Here is a 19534-nt window from a genome sequence, read left to right as displayed (position 1 = left end):
TGCCGCGGCAGCCCTTCAACGTCAAGCGAACGCCCGCTGGCGTTCCAACGCCTCCTCATAGCTCGGCATCGACCCCGCCGCCCCGGCGCGCTCCACGCAGACCGCCGCGTAGGCGGCGGCAAAGCGCACCGCATCGGCTAACGGCACCTGATTCGCCAGCTGCGCCGCCAGGGCGCCGTTAAACGCATCGCCCGCGCCAGTGGTGTCTTTCGGCTGCGCTGGAAACGCCGGGATCAGCTCGCTGTTTTCCCCGTCCGAGAACAACGCCCCTTGCGTGCCCAAGGTCACGATCAGTAAGCGAATGCCTTTGGCATGCAGCACCTGCGCCGCCTGGCGCGCCGAAGCCACATCCCGCACCGGCACGCCGGTCAGCAACGTACACTCGGTGGCGTTGGGCGTCAGCATATCGACCTGTGCCAGCAGGCTGTCCGGCACCGGCTGAAACGGCGCCGGGTTGAGAATGATGAACGTCTGCGCCTCACGGGCGATGGCGATCACCTGCTCAATCGCCGGCAGATTGTTCTCCAGTTGGGTCAACAGAATGTCCGCCGCGGCGATCGCCGGCCGACACTGGCGCACCTCGTCTTCGCTGACCGTCAGGTTGGCGCCGGGATCGACGGCGATCATGTTCTCCGCCTCCTCACCGGCAACGTAGATAAGCGCATTGCCGGTCGGGCAATCGCCGGTCGAGAACAGCGTCACCGCATCGAAACCAGCGGCGGCGAGGTGGCGCCGGGCGAAGGTGCCGAAGTCATCGCGCCCCACCTTGCCGATATAATGCACCCTTGCCCCAGCGCGCAGCGCAGCGGTGGCCTGGTTGGCCCCCTTACCGCCCGCGCCCATCATGCTGTTGCGGGCGATCAGCGATTCGCCGGGCTGCGGAAAGCGCGCCATGCCGGCGACGATATCCAGGTTGAACGAACCGAACACGCAGACTTTGCCTTTCATTGCGGGTACTCCCTGCTCAATTGGAGGTGGCGCCGGGCGGCCAGGCAGGCGCCTTTGCTGCCGGTTTCATCGGTCAGGCGGCTGATGGAGATCGCCAGCCCCTGCGCCGGCTGCGGCCCGCGCAAATGGCGGCGGATCTCTTGTTCCAGAAGTGCCAACGGGAAACCGCTCATGGCGATCACGCCGCCGCCCAGGATCAGCTGCTGGGGATCGAGCACGTTCATTTCGATGGCGATGGTCTGCGCCAATCGTTCGACGAAGCGCCGCAGATCCGGATGTTCGCCGTGGCGTTCGAACAGCCGTTCGAACGGCGTTTGCGCCGCGTTGGCGCGCGCCCAGCCGGTCAGCCAGTGGCCCGAGGTCAGGCTCTCGACGCAGCCCCGTTTACCGCACGGGCACTCACCCTGATGGCCCGGCCAGGGAATGTGCCCCAGCTCACCGGCGGCGCCGTGCGCCCCGTGATAAAAGTCGCCGTTCAGCCACAGGCTGTTGCCCATGCCGGTGCCCAGATACAGCCCCACCGCCACCTGCGGCAGCGCCGGCAGCTGCTGCAAGTCCCACCACAGCAGGTGATTGACGTCTTTATCCATCCGCACCGGCAGCGCCAGCGCATCGGCCAACAGCGCCGCCACCGGCTGGGCGTCCAGCGCTGGGATAAACGGCAGCGACAGCACCCGCGAGCGATCCCGGCTGAGGATCCCCGGCAGCCCGAGCATCACCTGCGCCACCTGACGATCTTTGCAATGCCCGGCGATCAGGCGGCCCAACGCCACCAGCGGATCGGCCTGCCGTGCCCAATCGGCGGTCGCTATCTTGCGGTACCCGCTGAACTCGCCGTCATCATCCATCAACAGCAGGCGGGTATTGGTGCCGCCGACGTCTACGCCAAGAAAATGCCGCATCATGTCCCCCGCCTCAGGCCGCCTGTCGCATCTGATCCAGCATTTTTTCCCATGCCGTCTCCAGATCCGGATCGAGGTTGAACAGCCCGGAGCTGCCGACGATCAAGACTTCCGCGCCGGCGCCCATCAGATCGCGGTAGGTGCGCTGATTACAAGATCCGTCGATCTCGATCAGATAGCTCAGGTTTTGTTGGCGTTTCAGATCGCGCAACTGGCGGATCTTTTCCAGCATTTCGGGAATGAACGGCTGCCCGGCATAGCCCGGATCGACGGTCATCACGGTGATCTTGTCCAGCAGATGAAGGTAGTGGCGGATAAACTCCACCGGCGTAGCCGGGTTCAGCACTACCCCCACTTTTTTACCCAGCGCGCGGATCTGGTTGATCACCCGGAACGCATCGCGGTTGATGGTTTCGGCGTGCGGGCAGATAAAGTCCGCGCCGGCACGGGCGATCGGGTCGATAAAATCGGTCGGGTTCTCCACCATCAGATGCACGTCCAGCAGCAACGAGGTGTGCGGGCGGATCTGTTCGATAAAGAACGGCGACAGCGTGATGTTTTTAACGTAGTGCCCGTCCATGATGTCGATATGTAGCATATCGGCGCGGCGGTTCAGCACCGCCAATTGCTGGCGGATATCCATCAGGTTCATGCACATCAGTGAAGGTGAAATCTGGTATTTCATTAGCGTTATCCTGCGCAAAAGGGAAAAGGATCAGTGGCCCGCTGCGGCTCTGGCCTGGGCCGCGCTGCGGCGCATCGCCCGCCGCTGCCGATAGCGATGGCGGAAAAACTTCAGCGCCAGCACTGCGATCAGCACCGCGCCCCACATCGCCAGGCTGAAATGCGGGCTGACGTTCATCAGGTTCAAACCGGTGGCGATCACTTGCAGCACCACCAGCGCCAGGACCACGCCGCTGACCCGACCAAAACCGCCGAACGGATCGGTGCCGCCCAAAATGATCGCCAGTACCGTCAGCAGCAGATAAGAGTCGCCGTAGCCCATGCGCGCCGAGTTGAAGCGCGCCATCATCACCAGCCCGGCGATCACGCACAGCAGGCTGGAGAGGGTGTAAATGGCGATCAACACCCGATGGGTATTCACGCCGCTGAAGTGGGTGGCGTTGATGTTGCTGCCACTCATGTAGATGCATTTGCCGAGCCGGGTTTTCTGCAAGAACAGCGCCAGCAGCACGGCAACCGCCAGGAAGATCCACAGCGGTACCGGTACGCCCAGCACGCGCTCGGCGCCGATAAACCGCACGATCTCCGGCATGCCGCTCAGGGCCGCACCGCGCGTCAGATAGATACCGATGCCGTTGACCGTGGTCATGGTGGCCAGCGTCACCAGAATCGGATGCGCGCCGACGTAGGCCACCAACGCGCCGGTCGCCGCGCCGATCATCACGGCCAGCAGCATCGCCGCCGCCAGCGCCAACACCAGCCACAGCGCCTGTAGCCCCAGCCCGGCGTCCGGCGGTAGATAGCTGATGAACAGCCAGGCCATCAGCAGGCTGGTCAGGTTGGCGCTGGCGATAATGCACAGGTTCAGGCCGCCGCTGAGGATCGGGATGAACATCGCCAGGGTCAGCAGGCCCAGCTCCGGCAGCTGGAACGCCACGCTGGTGAAGGTGGCGCCGCTGAAGAAGCGCCCCGGCATCAGCAGGCTGAAGGCCAGCACCACCGCCACCAGTAGCGCCAACAGGCCGACGGCAGTGCCGTCCGGACGAAATTTCAGGTAGTTGCCCATCAGGCGCTCCTCAGGCGAAACCGACGTCGGTTTCTTTGCGTTTCTTGTAGTGGGTGACGGTAATCGCCGCGACGATCACCAGGCCGATCACCACGTTCATGAAGTAGCTGGACACGCCGATCAGGTTGAGACCGTTTTTCAGCACACCGATCAGGAATACGCCCATCAGCGTGCCGATCACGCTGCCCTTGCCGCCGTTCAGGCTGGCGCCGCCCAGCACCGCCGCCGCCAGTACATCGAGCTCACCGCCCACCAGCGCATTGGGCACCACCTCCCCCATGCGGTACACCTGCACCAGGCCGCCGATCGCCGCCATCACGCCCAGATAGCCATAGGCGAACAGGTGCAGCAGGCCGACGCGGATGCCGATGCGCCGCGCCGACTCCGCATCGCCGCCGACGGCAAACAGCTGACGCCCGAGGTGCGTCTTGTTCAGCAGCAGCCAGGTCAACAGCGCCACCGCCAGCATCACCAGCGTCGGCAAACCGAGCTGATAGCTCTGCTCACCCAGCTGAAACGGCAGCACGCTGCGCGGCAGCGTCCACCAGTCCGGCAGCGCGTACAGGCTGCGGCCGTTGGTCAGCCACATCAGCATGCCGAACAACAACGCCTGCATACTGATGGTGACGATGATCGAGACGATGCGCAGGCAGTAGATCAACAGCGCGTTGACCATGCCCAGCGCGGCGCCGATCGCCAACGCCAGCAGAATGCTGCCCGCCGGGCTGGCCAGCCCGTAGTGGGTCGCCAGCGTGGCGATCAGGTACTGCACCACCGAGGCCACCGCCGCGAAGGAGATATCGATACCGCCGGTCACCAGCACCACGAACAGGCCGAGGGCGAAAATGCCGCTCACCGCATAGCTTTCGCTGAGATCGAGCAGGTTTTGCACCGTCAAAAACCGATCGCTGAGCAGCGAAAAAACGATGACCGTCAGCAGCAGTACCCAGGCCAGGTAGCCTTCGTTGCCGCGCGGTTTCAGGCTGAATCTACGCATTGACCGCCTCCGCCAGCTGTTGCTGGCTCACCTGCCCCGGCAGGTATTCGCCGATCACGCTGCCGCCGCTGAAGTGCAGCACCCGATCGCAGTTGTAATACACCTCCGGCACCTCGTCGGAGATCAGTAAAATGGCGATCCCCTCCTGCGCCAGCAGATGGATCAGTTGATAGATGCTGGCCTTGGCGCCAACGTCGACGCCGACGGTCGGCGAGTCGAGGATCAAGATCCGCGGCTGGGTCAGCACCCACTTGGCCAACACGATCTTTTGCTGATTGCCGCCGGACAGCGTCGAAACCGCCTGCTCCGGATCCGCCACCCGCACGCCAAGCTTGGCGATCCACTCCGCGACGATGCGATTCTTGCGGTAGTCGTCAATCAGGCGAAAACGCCCGCGCAGCTTATCGAGAATGGTCAGCACCGCGTTGTCCGCCACCGACTGTTGCTGCACCAGGCCGAGCGTCAGGCGATCCTCCGAGACGTAGCCGATACCGGCCTTGATCGCGTCCTCATGGCCGCGAAAGCGCACCGGTTTGCTGTCGAGGTAGAGCTTGCCGCTGTCCGGCCGGGTCATGCCGAACAGGCTCAGCGCCAGCTCGGTGCGCCCGGAGCCGAGCAGGCCGCATAGACCGAGCACCTCGCCCTGATGCAGCCGGAAGCTCACGTCCTGATACTGCCCGGTGCGGCTGAGGCGATCCGCCTCCAACATCACCCGATCCTTATTCATGCTCGGTGACTTCAGGCGATAGTCCAGCTTCAGACCGGTCATCAACTCGGTCAGACGATCGCCGGTGATCTCCGCCGCCGGCCAGGTGCCGATCTTGTTGCCGTCGCGGATCACCGTGACGCGATCCGAAATTTCCAGCACCTCGTCCAGCCGGTGGCTGACGAACACCACGCAGATGCCTTTCGCTTTCAGGTAATCCACCGTGCGCAGCAGCTGATTGACCTCGGTGCGGGTCAGCGAGGCGGTTGGTTCATCCATGATCACCAGCCGCGCCTCCGCCACCAGCGCGCGGCAGATCGCCACCTGCTGGCGCTGGGCGATCGGCAGCTCCGCCACCCGTTTGTCGAGATCCAGATGGAAACTCAGCTCCTGCAACAGCCGCTCGGCGGTGCGCCGCAGCCGTGCCGGGCGGTACCATCCCAGCAGCCCATGCAGGTTGTGCTCGAAGGCGATGTTTTCCGCCACCGTCAGGTTGGGAAACAGCGACAGATCCTGGTAGATCACCTGAATGCCGAAGGCGCGCGCCTGATCCGGCGACAGCCGACCGAAGGTTTGCCCGTCGATGGTGATGCGGCTGCCGTCGTCCGGTTGATACACGCCGGCGATCGCCTTGATCAACGTACTCTTGCCGCAGCCGTTGGTACCCGCCAGGCAGTGCACTTCCCCCGGCAGCAGCGCCAGCGAGATAGCGTTCAGCGCACGCTGGCCGCCAAAGGTCATCGACAGCTGCTGCAGCGCGATCAGCGGCGCGCCCTGCGTTGCCGTATTACCGGAAATCGCCATGATTACAGCCCCATCTTCACCAGCTTCGGCAGGTTTTGCTTATCCAGGCTTTCGGTGGCGTTGCCGAGAATGGTGTGCTGCTGCGCATCCACCTGCACCTTGCCCATGCCTTCGATGGTCATGCCGTCGGTGATTTTTTCTCCCTTATGCATCATGTCGGCGATGCGCACGAACACTTCGCCCGCCACCAGCGGATTCCAGATATAGCCACCCTTGATGGCGCCACGGTTGACCAGCGAAGCGCCCTGGCCCGGGCTGAACGGCCCGATGACGCAGATATCGTTGCTTTTGCCGCGGTTGAGCACCGCGCGCCCGGCGCCGATCGGCCCCTGTGAACCAAAGGCCAGCACGCCTTTCAGATCGGGATATTTGGCCATCAGATCGTTGGTGGTGCGCACGCTGTCATCCAGCGATTCGCCCACGCCGAACTTGTCGCCCACCAGCTGCATGTTCGGGTAGTGCTGCTTCTGGTAGTTGATCGCCGAGTCTGACCAGGTGATGTGCAGCGGCACCGTCAGGCTGCCGACATACACCGCGTACTTGCCCTGCTCTTTCATGCAGGCGGCCAGCGCTTTCATGTGGTTGACGCCGTGCTGCGAGGCGTCCACCAGCTCAAAGTCCCAGTCGGCGTACTTTTGGCCGGGGGATTCGTGCACGATCACCTTGATGCCCGCTTCCTGCGCGCGCTTGAGCACCGGCTCCAGCACCCGGGCGTCGTTCGGCACCACGCCGATGATGTCCACCTTCTGCGCGATCAGATCTTCGATGGCGCGCACCTGCAGCGCCGGGTCCGCCGCCGTCGGCCCGACCATCCAGGCGTCGATGCCGCGTTTGGCGCCCTCGCTTTTGATGCCGGCCTCCATGGCGTTGAACCAGGGAATGCCGCCGATCTTCACTACCACGCCCATTTTCAGCTTGTCCGCCGCCTGCGCGGAGACCGAAAGCAGCAGCGAGGCAAACAGACCGACCAGTACGGATTTTTTCATTGTTCTCTCTCCACAAGTGTTGGCTGTAATAAGGGTTTTCGTTGTTGTTATCGCGCCGCCTTTTTCGCGGCGGGTGAAACTTCAATCACGTCTACGTTGTTCCAGGCCAGTTCCTGACGAAATTCGTCGTCGCTGAGCCGATCGGTGATTAAGGTATCTATCTCCCGGTAGTGGCAGATGCGCGCGAACGAGCGGCGGCCGAACTTGTTGCTATCCACCAGCAGGAACTTGCGCTCCGACGCCAGCAGCATCTGCTGCTTCAACCGCGCATGGTGCTCGTTGCTCTCGCGGATGCCGCCGTCCTGACAGATGCCGTGGCAGGAGAAGAACAGCTTGTTGATCACAAACTCCTTCAACATCTGTTCCGCCAGCACGCCGATAAAATCCTCGTACTTGGCGGAATACTCGCCCCCCAGTCCGATGGTGCGCACGTTGGCCTTGCAGGCCAGCGTCTGGATGATGTGCAGCGAGTTGGTCAATACCACCAGAGAGATATCCGGCAGTTGGCGCGCCAAAAACCAGCTGGTGGAGCTGCTGTCCAGCAGCAGACAATCCCCCGGCGCGATAAATTCCAGCGCGCGTTTGGCGATGCGCGTTTTCTGCTCCGGCGCCTCGTTGCTGCGCTGGCGGAAAGATTCCCCCTGGTCTATCTCGGCGGGCACATAGGTTTTCTCCACCGCCGGCGGCTCGACGAACACCGCACCGCCGTGGCTGCGCAGCAGCAGGCCGCGCCGTTCCAGCAAGGCCAAATCACGCCGCGCCGTCTCGATAGAGATATGGCACAGCTGCGCCACCTCCTGCACCATCACGCGGCCGCGCTGGCTCAAGACTTCGGTGATAAAGCGATGACGTTCTACAGGCAGCATGTTTCTTTTCTCCTCCAGGACGATGATTACGATATCGATTTGCCGCGCCGCGTTTTGCGCGCAGACGCAAAGCGCATCGCCCCGCGATCGGTCAACGATGGCGGTGTGATAGTTGTCAAAAAAATCGGGAAGGAAATGAAATGAATAATTACGAAAGTGTGGAGTAACAGGCAGTTATGATGCGTGTGCGTCTTAGACAGACAGGAGAGAAACGGTAAACGGTCACAATTCCACGTTCCGCAACATGACCGTTAATGACCGTTTTTGTGGTTTTGACCGAACGCTGCCGAGCGGCAGCTAATGCTGGTAGGCAATACACTCCGCACGACGGGATGTCAAAACCCCCTCATGCGTTCAACGCCCGCCTGCGGCCTCGATAAAAGTGCCGGTCACGTAAGACGCAGCGTCAGACAGCAGCCAGGCGATCGCCTCCGCCACTTCCTGCGGCTGCCCGCCGCGCTGCATCGGTAAACTGTCCTTCACGCGATCCACCCGGCCGGGCTCGCCGCCGCTGGCGTGCATCTCGGTATAGATGAATCCGGGCCGCACGCCGTTGACGCGGATGCCCTGCGCCGCCACCTCGCGTGATAACCCGATGGTCAGGGTATCGACGGCGCCTTTCGAGGCGGCGTAATCGACGTATTCTCCGGCAGCCCCCAACCGGGACGCCGCGGAGGAAACGTTGACGATAGCGCCTCCCTGCCCGCCATGGCGCAGCGCCATGCGCTTCACCGCCTCGCGGCAACACAGGAAGTAACCGGTCACGTTGGTGCCGAGCACCTGATTGATGCGCTCGGCGGTTAATTGTTCAATGTTCGCCTGCTGGAACAGAATCCCGGCATTGTTGACCAGCGCGCTGAGCGTGCCCAGCCCGGCGTCCAGCGCAGCGAACATCGCCATCACCTGTGCTTCATCGGCCACGTCGGCCTGCAGCGCCAGCGCCTTGCCGCCCTGCGCCTCAATCTCCGCCACCACCTGCCGCGCCGCGCTTTCGTCGCGCAGGTAATTCACCCCCACCGTATAGCCCTGCCGGGCCAGCAGCAAAGCGGTCGCACGACCAATTCCCCGGCTCGCGCCTGTGACCAATGCCACTTTCGTCATATTGTTTTTCTCTGCTTGGCGATATCAACACAGCGGCCTGTGCACAGGCGCCCCGTTTGCCCGTCAGAGTATAGAGCCGCGCGCTAAAAAACGCTTTAAAGCTGAGCCAGGCGGCGCAGCTGCTTTTTAATGCGCGCTTTGACGCAGCCGTAGGCGTCCGGCGTCGTCACCTGATGCCCCCGTTGTAAGCCGGCAGCATGCAGGCCGCTATGGCCATGGCTCTGGGCGTCGCCGCGAAAAGACAGCATCAACAGAACGAGCACGGCCGCCACGCCTGCATATATCAGCCGCCGCGAGGTGCCCGCGAGCGGGGAACCGTCAGTCTGCATGTTTCGCTCCTTCTGTTGTGGTATCGAATGGCAGCAAAATAACTGAAATTCCACCGCGTTCCCTTAACGCGAGATTAAAGCCAGATTAAGGTTTGCTTAAGAACGCGCAGGCAAAGCGAGTTTCCCCGTTGTCTTCCCGGCAGGGTTATAGTTAGATAATCGCGACTTGAAGATCTCAGCGGAACAAACGTGAACATACTGTTGGTGGAAGACGACCTGCAATTAGGCAAGGCGCTGTGCCGCGCATTGGAGCTCACCGGCTTTAATTTGTGCTGGGTGCGCCTGCTCGCGGACGCGGAAAATAAACTTTCACCCGGCGGGTTCGATCTGATGCTGTTGGATCTTACGCTGCCGGACGGCGACGGTTTGCAAAAGCTAATCGCCTGGCGCGCCGCCGGGCAAAATATCCCCATCATCATCCTGACCGCCCGCGACCGCATCGAAAGCCTGGTGAACAGCCTGGATTCCGGCGCGGACGACTTTCTGGCCAAACCCTTTGCGCTGCCCGAGCTCATCTCACGCGTCAAGGCGGTCAACCGACGCATGGCGGGCTTCGCTTCGCAAACCTGGAGCCTCGGCACGCTGTATCTCGACCCGGTAAACCATCAGGTGACGCTGGATAACGAACTGCTGATGCTGTCGAAAAAAGAGTATCACCTGCTGCACGAGCTGATGCGCTGTGCCGGCACCGTGGTGCGCAAAGCGGTGTTGGAACAGCGGCTGTTCGGCCACGGCGACAGCGTGGAAAGCAACTCGCTGGAAGTGCACATGCATAATTTACGGCGCAAGATCGGTAAAGAAAGAATTATTACCGTACGCGGCATTGGTTATTTGCTGAAGAAAGAGTAGCAGGATGATCGGTTTCAAATCCTTCTTTATGCGCACCATTATTTTCCAGGTCCTGGCCATTTTATTATTGTGGGGGATCCTCGTCGCCTGGGTGAAATATTGGTATTACCCCGACATGGAAAAATATTTCGATAACCAGCAACGCATTGTCGCCGTGGGTATCGCCAATATTCTCGATGAAACCGGCACCGACAATATCGATTACCGCGGCATCATCAAGACCATTGAAGGCATGTACATTGATTCCATCAATAACGGCATGCAGGATCAAATCGATTACCACCCGCTGTTCGTGGTTTACGATCGGGACAACCGGGTGCTTTACAGTTCGCAAACGCAGGGAGAACCGCTGCGCCTGCCGCCTTCGGTGCTGTCCGGCTCCGTTAAGTACGCCGGCGCCAACTGGCATCTTGCCGGCAGCTGGAGCGAAAAGCGCCAATATCGGGTGATCGTCGGCGAGTCGTTCAACGATCGCACCACGCTGTTCGGTAACCCGGCGGAAAGCACCGCCATGCCGCTGCTGGGCATTCTGGCGGCGATCATCATCACCCTGCTGTTTACCGCCTACTTCAGCCTGCGACCGCTGCGCCAGATCGCCCGCACCATCTCCGATCGCCAGCCGGGTAACCTGTCGCCGATCAACGTCAGCGAGCAGTATCAGGAAATCCGGCCGGTGGTGGTGGAGGTCAACAAGCTGATGGCGCGCATCGACGCCGCCAACCAGCGCGAAAAACGCTTTATGGCCGATGCGGCGCACGAACTGCGCACGCCGATCGCCGCCGTGCTGGCGCAGCTGCATCTGCTGACCCAGGTCTCGGAGCAACAGGAGCGCCGGGAGATCATCGGCGACATGCAGCAGGGGCTGGATCGCGCGGCGTCGCTGTCGCGCCAGCTGATCAACCTGGCCAAGCTGGAGGCGGAGGATTTTCCGCTGAAAATCGAGGCGGTGGACATCTACGCCGACATTGGCAAATGCATCGCGCAGCACGTCCCCTATGCGCTGGAAAAGGATGTGGAACTTTCACTCGACGGCAGCGAGGACGTGGTGATAAACACCGATCGCCATGCGCTGATCGCCATCTTCACCAATCTGCTGGACAACGCGCTCAAGTACGCGCCGCCCGGTAGCCGCATCGAAGCCAATATCCGTTCGCTGGCACCGCTCGGCTGCTATATTACGTTGCGCGACAACGGCCCCGGAGTGAGCGAAGAGCACCTTCCGCGCCTGTTTGAACGCTTTTACCGCGTGCCCGGCACGCAGCAAACCGGCAGCGGGCTGGGATTGGCCATCGCCCGGAACCTGGCCGACAAAATCGGCGCGCAGCTGCGCGTCACCGAAGGCCTCGACGATCGCGGCATCGGTTTTATTATCGATTTGCCGGAAAGTTACCGGCCACAGACTGAGAGTGAATAACGATCATGAGCGCCCCTGTTCTGCTGCAACGGCAGCAACTCGACCGCCTATGGGATATCGACCGCAGTGAAGTCATCGACACCCTGTATCGCCTGCAGGACGGCAAGCTGCAAGCCTACCCGGACTACTACGACGTGCGCGGTTGGGATCCGCACGACCAGGAAACCTATACGCCAATCCACGAAGCCTGCTTCGATCGCGGCGGCGCGTTCTTCGCGCGGTTCGAAGGCGAGGAGATCGTCGCGGCGGCGGCGCTGGACACCGAGCCGCGCGGCCCGCAGCGGGATCTGCGCCAGCTGCTGTTCTTTTACGTCAGCGCGCACCAACGCGGCCTGGGGCTGGGCAAGCAGCTGTTTCAACTCTGCCTGCGTCAGGCGGCGCAGGAAGGCGCCGCCGGGCTATACGTCTCCTCCATCCCTAACAAAAGCACCGTAGACTTCTATCTGGCGCAAGGCTGCCGGCTCATCGAGCGCCCGGATGCCGAGCTGTTCGCCCGCGAGCCGGAGGATATTCACCTGGTCTGCCCTTGCCGTTAACGGCAAGGGCCTAACGGGCGATGCGTATCACCGAACGCACGTCGCTTTTCTTGTTCAGATCCCACACCTCGGCGATCTCCGCCAACGCGTGCTCCTGCGTCTCGATAGTGAGCGCGCCCGTCGCCGCCAGCGCCAGAATTTCGGTCGCGTAGCGCTGCATCTCCGGGATCGGCGGGAAGTTGCCGGTGCCGCTGCCAAGGATCTGCAGCTGATTGCTGCGCAATACCGCCGCCGGCAGCCGGATGTCCGGCGCGGCCATCGAGCCGACGTTGACCAGGCGAATGCCGCGCCCGCCGGCGTAAGACGAGAGATCGTGATTATTGAGCGTCGCGAGCAGCGCTTCGGTCGCCGGGCCCCAGATATAATCGACGATCACCTGATAACCGCCCGGCCCCGCCGCCGCCGCGAAGGCCTGCGTCAGCGCCTCGCCCTGCAGGCTCAGATCCACCGTGGCATCCACGCCCAACGCCTCCAACACGCTCAGCCGACGGCCGGCGGCAACGATGCGCCCGGCTCCCGCCTGACGCGCCGCCGCAACCGCCAGTTTGCCCGAGGTGCCGGTAGCGCCGATGATCAGCACCGTTTCACCGGGCTGCAGATCCGCTCGCCAGCGCAGCGGTAGCCAGGCGGCGAAGGCCGGATTGATCAGCGCCGCCGCCGTGGCGTCGTCTACCGCCTCCGGCACCGGCACCGTCCATGACGCGACGCTGCGCTCAGCCATCGCGCCGTAAGGGCGGCGGAAGGAGGCGAAATAGACCCGTTGCCCGTCGGCCGTCCGGCCCACGCCGTCGGTGCCGGGCACGATCGGCAACTGCTTGGGGCTGGAGTAATGGGTGCCGGCGACGGTAGCGCGATCCAGCTGTTTGATGCCGGCCGCCAGAACCTCGATCGGCACTTCATTCGCCTGCGCCAGGGGCTCCTCAAAGGTGCCGAAAACCGGGGCTTGCCCCAGCGCTGTTACGATTGCCGCTTGCATGGTGACTCCTCAAATCGTGGGAACGTACAGGAAAGAATAGGCCGCAATAAAATAAAAAGGGACACCGCATGATGCGGTGTCCCCCGAACACAAACTTTGCCGAACGTGTTATTCGTAATCGCTCATCGGCACGCAAGAACAGAACAGGTTACGGTCGCCGTACACGTCGTCCAGGCGCTTAACGCTCGGCCAGTACTTGTTCTCGCGCACGCCGGCCACCGGGAACACCGCCAGCTCGCGGCTGTACGGGTGCTGCCAGTCGCTGACCAGCTCCGCCTGCACGTGCGGCGCATTCACCAGCGGGTTATCTTCCAGCGGCCATTCGCCTTTGGCGACGCGATCGATCTCGCTGCGGATCGCCAGCATCGCATCGATAAAGCGATCCAGTTCCACCTTGCTTTCCGACTCGGTCGGCTCAACCATCAGCGTGCCCGCGACCGGGAACGACATGGTCGGTGCGTGGAAGCCGAAGTCGATCAGGCGCTTGGCGATGTCCATTTCGCTGATGCCGGTCTCTTCCTTCAGCGGACGAATATCGAGGATACATTCGTGCGCCACGCGGTGATCGCGGCCGGTATACAGAATCGGGTATGCGCCTTTCAGGCGGGTAGCGATGTAGTTGGCGTTCAGGATCGCCATCTGGCTGGCCTGCTTCAGGCCTTCCGCGCCCATCATGCGGATGTACATCCAGCTGATAGGCAGGATGGAGGCGCTGCCGAACGGCGCTGCGGAAACTGCGCCCTGCTGGGTGGTTACGCCGTCGATCTGCACGACGCTGTGGCCCGGCACGAACGGCGCCAGGTGCGCTTTCACGCCGATCGGGCCCATGCCCGGGCCGCCGCCGCCGTGCGGGATGCAGAAGGTTTTATGCAGGTTGAGGTGCGAAACGTCCGCGCCGATGTAGCCTGGCGTGGTGATGCCCACCTGGGCGTTCATGTTAGCGCCGTCCAGATACACCTGACCGCCGAACTGATGCACGATCTGGCACACTTCGCGGATGGTTTCTTCATACACGCCGTGGGTCGACGGGTAGGTCACCATGATGCAATAGAGTTCTTCGCCCGCCTGCTCTGCCTTGACGCGCAGATCGTGCAGATCGATGTTACCGTTCTTGTCGCAGGCGACCACCACCACGCTCATGCCCGCCATTTGGGCAGAGGCCGGGTTGGTGCCGTGTGCCGAGCTCGGGATCAGGCAGACGTGGCGGCCCGCTTCGTTACGGCTTTCGTGGTAGCGACGGATCGCCAGCAGGCCGGCGTATTCGCCCTGCGCGCCGGAGTTCGGCTGCATGCACACCGCGTCATAACCGGTCAGCTGTACCAGCCACTGAGACAGTTGGCCGATCATCTGCTGGTAGCCGGCAGCCTGCTCCGGCGGGCAGAACGGATGCAGCTCGGAGAATTCAGGCCAGGTGATCGGGATCATCTCCGCCGCGGCGTTCAATTTCATGGTGCAAGAACCCAGCGGGATCATCGCCTGGTTCAGCGCCAGATCCTTACGTTCCAAACGGTGCATGTAACGCATCATCTCGGTTTCGCTGTGATAGCGATTGAATACCGGATGGGTCAGGATCGGATCCTGACGCAGCATGGCGGCCGGGATCGATTGGCTGCTCTTGCTCACCGCCGCGTCCAGCGCGTCGATGTCCAGGCCGTGGTTGTCGCCGGCCAGCAGTGCGAACAGCGTCTGCACGTCTTCACGCGAGGTGGCTTCGTCCAGCGTGATGCCTACGGCGCCGTGGATATCGGTACGCAGGTTGATGCCGAAGCTCAGCGCGCGTTCCAGCACCGCCGCTTTGTCTTTCACTTCAACGGTCAGGGTGTCGAACCAGGTGTTGTGACGCAGCGTCAGGCCGGCCTTCTGCAGCCCGGCGGCCAGAATGTCGGTCAGGCGATGGATACGCCCGGCGATGCGCTGCAACCCCTGTGGGCCGTGGTACACCGCGTACAGGCTGGCGATGTTGGCCAGCAGCACCTGCGAGGTACAGATATTCGAGTTGGCCTTCTCGCGGCGGATATGCTGCTCGCGGGTCTGCATCGCCATGCGCAGCGCGGTGTTGCCGGCGGCATCACGGGAAACGCCGATGATGCGGCCCGGCATCGAGCGCTTGAACTCGTCGCGGCAGGCGAAGAAGGCGGCGTGCGGGCCGCCGTAGCCCATCGGCACGCCGAAGCGCTGCGCGGAGCCGAACACCACGTCGGCGCCCTGCTTGCCCGGCGCGGTCAGCAGCACCAGGGCCATGATGTCGGCGGCCACGCTGGTGATGATTTTGCGCGATTTCAATTCGGCCAGCAGCGCGCTGTAGTCGTGCAGCTCGCCGGTGGTGCCCACCTGTTGCAGCAGCACGCCGAACACGCCGTCCAGCTCCAGCACTTTTTCCGCTTTATCGACGATGACGTCGAAGCCGAAGGTTTCCGCGCGGGTGCGCACCACGTCCAGCGTCTGTGGATGCACGTCGTCAGCCACGAAGAAGCGGTTGGCGTCTTTCAGCTTGCTGGCGCGTTTGGCCAAGGCCATCGCTTCGGCGGCGGCGGTGGCTTCATCCAGCAGCGAAGCGGAAGCCAGATCCAGGCCGGTCAGATCGAGGGTCACGGTCTGGAAGTTCAGCAGCGCTTCCAGGCGGCCCTGCGACACTTCCGGCTGATAAGGGGTATAAGCGGTGTACCAACCCGGATTTTCCAGCATGTTGCGCAGGATCACCGGCGGCGTCAGCACGGCGCTGTAGCCCATGCCGATATAGGATTTGTAGCGCTGATTTTGCGAGGCGATCGCCTTCAGCTCAGCCAGCGCCTGGTGTTCGGTCGCCGCGTCGCCGACCGGCGGCGGCCCCGGCAGCTGAATGTCCGCCGGCACGATCTGTTGGATCAGCGCGCTGAGCGAGCGAGCGCCCACCGCTGCCAGCAACTCCTGGCGTTGTTCCGCAGAAGAGCCGATGTGGCGTTCAATGAACGCTTCGCTGTGTTCGAGTTGGCTGAGTGTCTGAGTCATTGCTACAAATTCCTGAATGCTTGCGTGATACGGGATATAGCTTGAGCGGTAACTAAAACGCCCCGGCCAAAAGGCCTGGGGCGTGGTCACGATTACTCGTCGATCGAGGCCTGATAAGCCGCGGCGTCCAGCAGGTTCGCCAGCTCGCCTTCGTCGGCGGCTTTAATCTGGAACAGGAAGCCGTCACCGTAAGGCTCGCTGTTCACCAGCTCCGGGGAGCTTTCCAGCTCGCCGTTCACCGCCACGATTTCGCCGCTGATCGGCGCGTAAATGTCCGACGCCGCCTTGACGGACTCCGCCACGGCGCAATCTTCACCGGCGGCGACTTTGCGGCCCACTTCCGGCAGATCGACAAACACCATATCGCCCAGCAGTTCCTGCGCGTGTTCGGTGATGCCTACGGTGTAAACGCCGTTACCTTCTGAACGAACCCACTCGTGGGAGGATGCGTATTTCAATTCTGTTGGCACATTGCTCATCGCCGGTTACTCCTTCGAAGAAATAAAAGAATCAATCAATAAAAAATCAATTTGTCAGCGGCTTGCCGGCGCGAACGAAACCGGGCTTGGTCACTTTGACCGGCATTTCACGGTTGCGGATCTGCACGATGGCCTGCTCGCCGATACCTGCCGGCACGCGCGCCAGCGCGATGCTGAAGCCCAGCGTCGGAGAGAACGAACCGCTGGTGATCACGCCTTCGTGGGTTTGCCCCGCCGCGTCGGTGAAACGCACCGGCAGCTCATTACGTAATACGCCTTTTTCCGTCATGATCAAGCCGACCAGTTGCTCGGTGCCCTGCTCGCGCTGTTGTTCCAGCGCTTCGCGGCCGATGAAACGACGATCTTCCGGCTGCCAGGCGATGGTCCAGCCCATGTTGGCGGCCAGCGGTGAAACGCCTTCGTCCATCTCTTGCCCGTAGAGGTTCATGCCCGCTTCCAGACGCAGCGTGTCGCGCGCGCCCAGACCGGCCGGCTTGACGCCCGCGGCCAGCAATTTTTGCCAGAAATCCGCCGCCTGCTCTTTCGGCAGCGCGATCTCATAGCCGGCCTCGCCGGTGTAACCGGTGGTGGCGATGAACAGCTCGCCGGCCTGCACGCCGAAGAACGGCTTCATGCCTTCGACCGCACTTTTTTGTTCCGGGGTGAACAGCGTGCCGGCACGCTCTTTGGCCTGCGGGCCCTGTACCGCGATCAGCGCCAGATCGTCGCGCACCGTCAGCGCAACGCCATACGGCGCGGCGTGCTCTTCAATCCAGGCCAGGTCTTTGTCGCGCGTGGCGGAGTTCACCACCAGGCGGAAATAGTCTTCAGTGAGGAAATAAACGATCAGGTCGTCGATCACGCCGCCGGAGGCATTCAGCATGCCGGTGTACAGCGCCTTGCCGGGTTGGGTCAGTTTGGCGACGTCGTTCGCCAGCAGGTAGCGCAGGAACTCTCGGGTGCGGGCGCCGTGTAGATCCACGATGGTCATGTGAGACACGTCGAACATGCCGGCATCCTGACGCACCGCGTGGTGCTCATCGAGCTGCGAGCCGTAGTGCAGCGGCATCATCCAGCCGTGAAAGTCTACCATGCGCGCACCGCACGCCACGTGCTGGTCGTACAGTGGGGTTTGCTTTGCCATCTTTTCCCTCTTTCCACTCGTCGCTAGAAGTTAGGGTGCTGCCACGCAATGCGGCGGAGCCTGGCTCGCGGCCCGATCGCCATGGCGCACTGACTGCTCAACACAAATGCTGCGCCGGGACGGGCGGAAACTGCGTGCAACCGCCGTGACGCAAACGATACCTTTCCCTCGAACTTATCACCGAACGACCACATTAACCATAAGTTAAAATAGGCTCATCGCCGTTCCAGGGCGGTAAAATGCCGGGCTAGTGTGCAGAGTTTTTCACTGGAAAAATGCGCTTTAAGGCACAAAATTAACAATTAAAGCGGCAAAACTCCGAAGTTATATAACAAACCGACGGCCGCGCATGAGATTCCGACTTTTGATAACCGAACATGGAATTAGAAAAAGTAATGATAAAAAGAGGCTGAAATTAGATTATTTCAAATGAAGGGTTATATAAGGAAAGACGATGGCATAAGGCGAGAAGCGCGAGCCCGCTGGGGGCTCGCAGAAGGCAGGTATCAGGCAAGCCACTCGGGCAGATCGTTCAGGCCCATCGCCTGACGCACCAGCTTTGGCTTGACGCCCGGCAGGCTGTCCGCCAGCCGCAGTCCCACGTCGCGCAGCAGCTTTTTGGCCGGGTGGTTGCCGTCGAACAGTTCGCGGAAACCCTGCATGCTGGCCAGCATCACCGCCGCGCCATGTTTGCGGCGGCGCTCATAGCGGCGCAGATAGAGGTGCTGGCCGATATCCTTGCCCTGCCGCTGCAGGCGGCGCAGTTCGGCAATCAGCTCGGCGGCGTCCATAAAGCCCAGGTTCACGCCCTGCCCGGCCAGCGGATGCACGGTATGCGCCGCATCGCCCACCAGCGCCAGGCGGTGCGCGGCGAAGCTGCGCGCATAGCGGCCGGTCAGCGGGAACGCCAACCGTTCGCTTTCCAGGCTGCAGGCGCCCAGACGCATATCGAAGGCCATCGCCAGTTCGCGGTTGAACTGCTCCGGCTCAAGCTGTTTGAGCCGCTCGGCGTCTTCCGGCGTCACCGACCAGACGATGGAACTCAAATACGGATCGCTGAACGGCAGGAACGCCAGAATGCCGTCGCCGTGGAAAATTTGCCGCGCCGTCGCCTGATGCGGCTCTTCGGTGCGAATGGTGGCAACCAGCGCATGGTGGCGGTAATCCCAGAAGGTGAGCGGGATGTCGGCGTGCTGGCGCAGCCACGACTGGGCGCCGTCGGCGCCGATCACCAGACGGGCGGTCAGCATGCGCCCGTCCTCCAGCGTAACGAAGGCATCGTTCTCGCCCCACGCCACTTGCTTGAGCGCGGCCGGGGTAATCAGCGTGATGTCCGACAGGCTTTCGGCGCGTTTCCACAGCGCCTGCTGGATCACCGAGTTTTCGATGATGTGGCCGAGATGGCTGAAGCCGCACTCGTCGCCGCGGAAGGCGATTTTGCCGAAGCTGTCGCGCTCCCACACTTCCATCGCGTTGTAAGCGCTGGCGCGCTGCTGGAGAATGTCGTCCCACACGCCGATGTGCTGCAGCAAACGCTCGCTGGCGGCATTGATGGCGGAGACGCGCAGCGCAGGCTGCTCCGACGGCGGCGCCATGTCCGGCTGGCGTTGTTCCAGCACCGCCACGCGCAGCCCGCTGCCCTGCAGGCCGCAGGCCAACGCCAGCCCCACCATACCGCCACCGGCGATAATCACGTCAAATGATTGCATGCTGCTCGATTTCCTTAAATAACGCGCGACGCCTTGCCGCGCCGCGTTTT

Annotated in this window: 18 protein-coding genes; 3 read left to right on the top strand and 15 right to left on the bottom strand. The window is 62.3% G+C overall.

Annotation, left to right across the window (positions count from 1 at the left end):
* Window positions 1-21: 21 nt before the first annotated feature.
* The 10 genes from rbsK to AWX27_RS13525 all read right to left on the bottom strand — a co-directional run bounded on the left by rbsK (window position 22) and on the right by AWX27_RS13525 (window position 9389).
* Window positions 22-948, bottom strand: coding sequence for a ribokinase (rbsK, locus tag AWX27_RS13570; RefSeq protein ID WP_038871218.1), 927 nt, complete (start codon window positions 946-948; stop codon window positions 22-24).
* Complete coding sequence (alsK, locus tag AWX27_RS13565; protein WP_060422856.1) at window positions 945-1853, bottom strand: allose kinase; 909 nt, start codon at window positions 1851-1853, stop codon at window positions 945-947. The genes rbsK and alsK overlap by 4 nt, the downstream gene beginning before the upstream one ends.
* 10 nt (window positions 1854-1863) lie before the next feature.
* Window positions 1864-2535: a D-allulose 6-phosphate 3-epimerase gene (alsE, locus tag AWX27_RS13560; RefSeq protein ID WP_033635837.1), complete on the bottom strand. Its 672-nt coding sequence runs from the start codon at window positions 2533-2535 to the stop codon at window positions 1864-1866.
* 30 nt (window positions 2536-2565) lie between these two features.
* Window positions 2566-3600: an ABC transporter permease gene (locus AWX27_RS13555; RefSeq protein WP_038871213.1), complete on the bottom strand. Its 1035-nt coding sequence runs from the start codon at window positions 3598-3600 to the stop codon at window positions 2566-2568.
* Between the two features lie 10 nt (window positions 3601-3610).
* Window positions 3611-4597, bottom strand: a complete 987-nt coding sequence (locus AWX27_RS13550; RefSeq protein WP_060422852.1) for an ABC transporter permease — start codon at window positions 4595-4597, stop codon at window positions 3611-3613.
* Window positions 4590-6107 carry a sugar ABC transporter ATP-binding protein gene (locus tag AWX27_RS13545; protein WP_060422847.1) on the bottom strand — a complete coding sequence of 506 codons (1518 nt, stop codon included), beginning with the start codon at window positions 6105-6107 and terminating at the stop codon, window positions 4590-4592. Before AWX27_RS13545 ends, AWX27_RS13550 begins: the two co-directional genes overlap by 8 nt.
* Before the next feature lie 2 nt (window positions 6108-6109).
* Window positions 6110-7093, bottom strand: a complete 984-nt coding sequence (locus AWX27_RS13540) for a substrate-binding domain-containing protein (RefSeq protein WP_060422843.1) — start codon at window positions 7091-7093, stop codon at window positions 6110-6112.
* A gap of 47 nt (window positions 7094-7140) precedes the next feature.
* The gene (locus AWX27_RS13535; RefSeq protein ID WP_060422840.1) at window positions 7141-7959 is read right to left on the bottom strand and encodes a DeoR/GlpR family DNA-binding transcription regulator; all 819 of its coding nucleotides are present in this window, start codon (window positions 7957-7959) and stop codon (window positions 7141-7143) included.
* A 354-nt stretch (window positions 7960-8313) separates the two neighbouring features.
* A complete protein-coding gene (locus AWX27_RS13530) occupies window positions 8314-9060 on the bottom strand; it encodes an SDR family oxidoreductase (protein ID WP_060422835.1) in 747 nt (248 codons plus the stop codon).
* Window positions 9061-9155: 95 nt separating this feature from the next.
* Complete coding sequence (locus tag AWX27_RS13525; RefSeq protein ID WP_060422831.1) at window positions 9156-9389, bottom strand: hypothetical protein; 234 nt, start codon at window positions 9387-9389, stop codon at window positions 9156-9158.
* Window positions 9390-9578: 189 nt separating this feature from the next.
* On the opposite strand from AWX27_RS13525, the gene AWX27_RS13520 reads away from it, so the two are divergent.
* Genes AWX27_RS13520 through AWX27_RS13510 form a run of 3 tightly spaced genes read left to right on the top strand, consistent with a single transcriptional unit; the run spans window position 9579 to window position 12188 of the window.
* The gene (locus tag AWX27_RS13520) at window positions 9579-10238 is read left to right on the top strand and encodes a response regulator (protein ID WP_019455640.1); all 660 of its coding nucleotides are present in this window, start codon (window positions 9579-9581) and stop codon (window positions 10236-10238) included.
* Window positions 10239-10242: 4 nt separating this feature from the next.
* The gene (locus AWX27_RS13515; protein WP_049199249.1) at window positions 10243-11652 is read left to right on the top strand and encodes an ATP-binding protein; all 1410 of its coding nucleotides are present in this window, start codon (window positions 10243-10245) and stop codon (window positions 11650-11652) included.
* A gap of 5 nt (window positions 11653-11657) precedes the next feature.
* A complete protein-coding gene (locus AWX27_RS13510; protein ID WP_060422828.1) occupies window positions 11658-12188 on the top strand; it encodes a GNAT family N-acetyltransferase in 531 nt (176 codons plus the stop codon).
* A 10-nt stretch (window positions 12189-12198) separates the two neighbouring features.
* Here AWX27_RS13510 and AWX27_RS13505 read toward each other — a convergent pair whose 3' ends face one another.
* The 5 genes from AWX27_RS13505 to ubiI all read right to left on the bottom strand — a co-directional run bounded on the left by AWX27_RS13505 (window position 12199) and on the right by ubiI (window position 19484).
* Entirely contained in the window at window positions 12199-13164 is a 966-nt protein-coding gene (locus AWX27_RS13505) for a quinone oxidoreductase family protein (RefSeq protein ID WP_049199252.1), read from the bottom strand.
* A gap of 108 nt (window positions 13165-13272) precedes the next feature.
* Window positions 13273-16152 (bottom strand): aminomethyl-transferring glycine dehydrogenase, encoded by a 2880-nt coding sequence (gcvP, locus tag AWX27_RS13500; protein WP_060422824.1) that lies wholly within the window; start codon window positions 16150-16152, stop codon window positions 13273-13275.
* 92 nt (window positions 16153-16244) lie between these two features.
* Window positions 16245-16631, bottom strand: coding sequence for a glycine cleavage system protein GcvH (gcvH, locus tag AWX27_RS13495; protein WP_049199255.1), 387 nt, complete (start codon window positions 16629-16631; stop codon window positions 16245-16247).
* Window positions 16632-16677: 46 nt separating this feature from the next.
* Window positions 16678-17775: a glycine cleavage system aminomethyltransferase GcvT gene (gcvT, locus tag AWX27_RS13490; protein ID WP_004931631.1), complete on the bottom strand. Its 1098-nt coding sequence runs from the start codon at window positions 17773-17775 to the stop codon at window positions 16678-16680.
* A gap of 506 nt (window positions 17776-18281) precedes the next feature.
* Window positions 18282-19484, bottom strand: a complete 1203-nt coding sequence (gene ubiI / locus AWX27_RS13485) for an FAD-dependent 2-octaprenylphenol hydroxylase (protein ID WP_060422820.1) — start codon at window positions 19482-19484, stop codon at window positions 18282-18284.
* Window positions 19485-19534 lie beyond the last annotated feature (50 nt).

Origin of the sequence: Serratia sp. 2880STDY5682894 (assembly GCF_001537385.1) — a bacterium.
In the GTDB taxonomy this organism is placed as follows: Bacteria; Pseudomonadota; Gammaproteobacteria; order Enterobacterales; family Enterobacteriaceae; genus Serratia; species Serratia nevei.
Note: the sequence above shows the minus strand (reverse complement) of the source record. Positions and strands in the feature narration are given on the sequence as shown.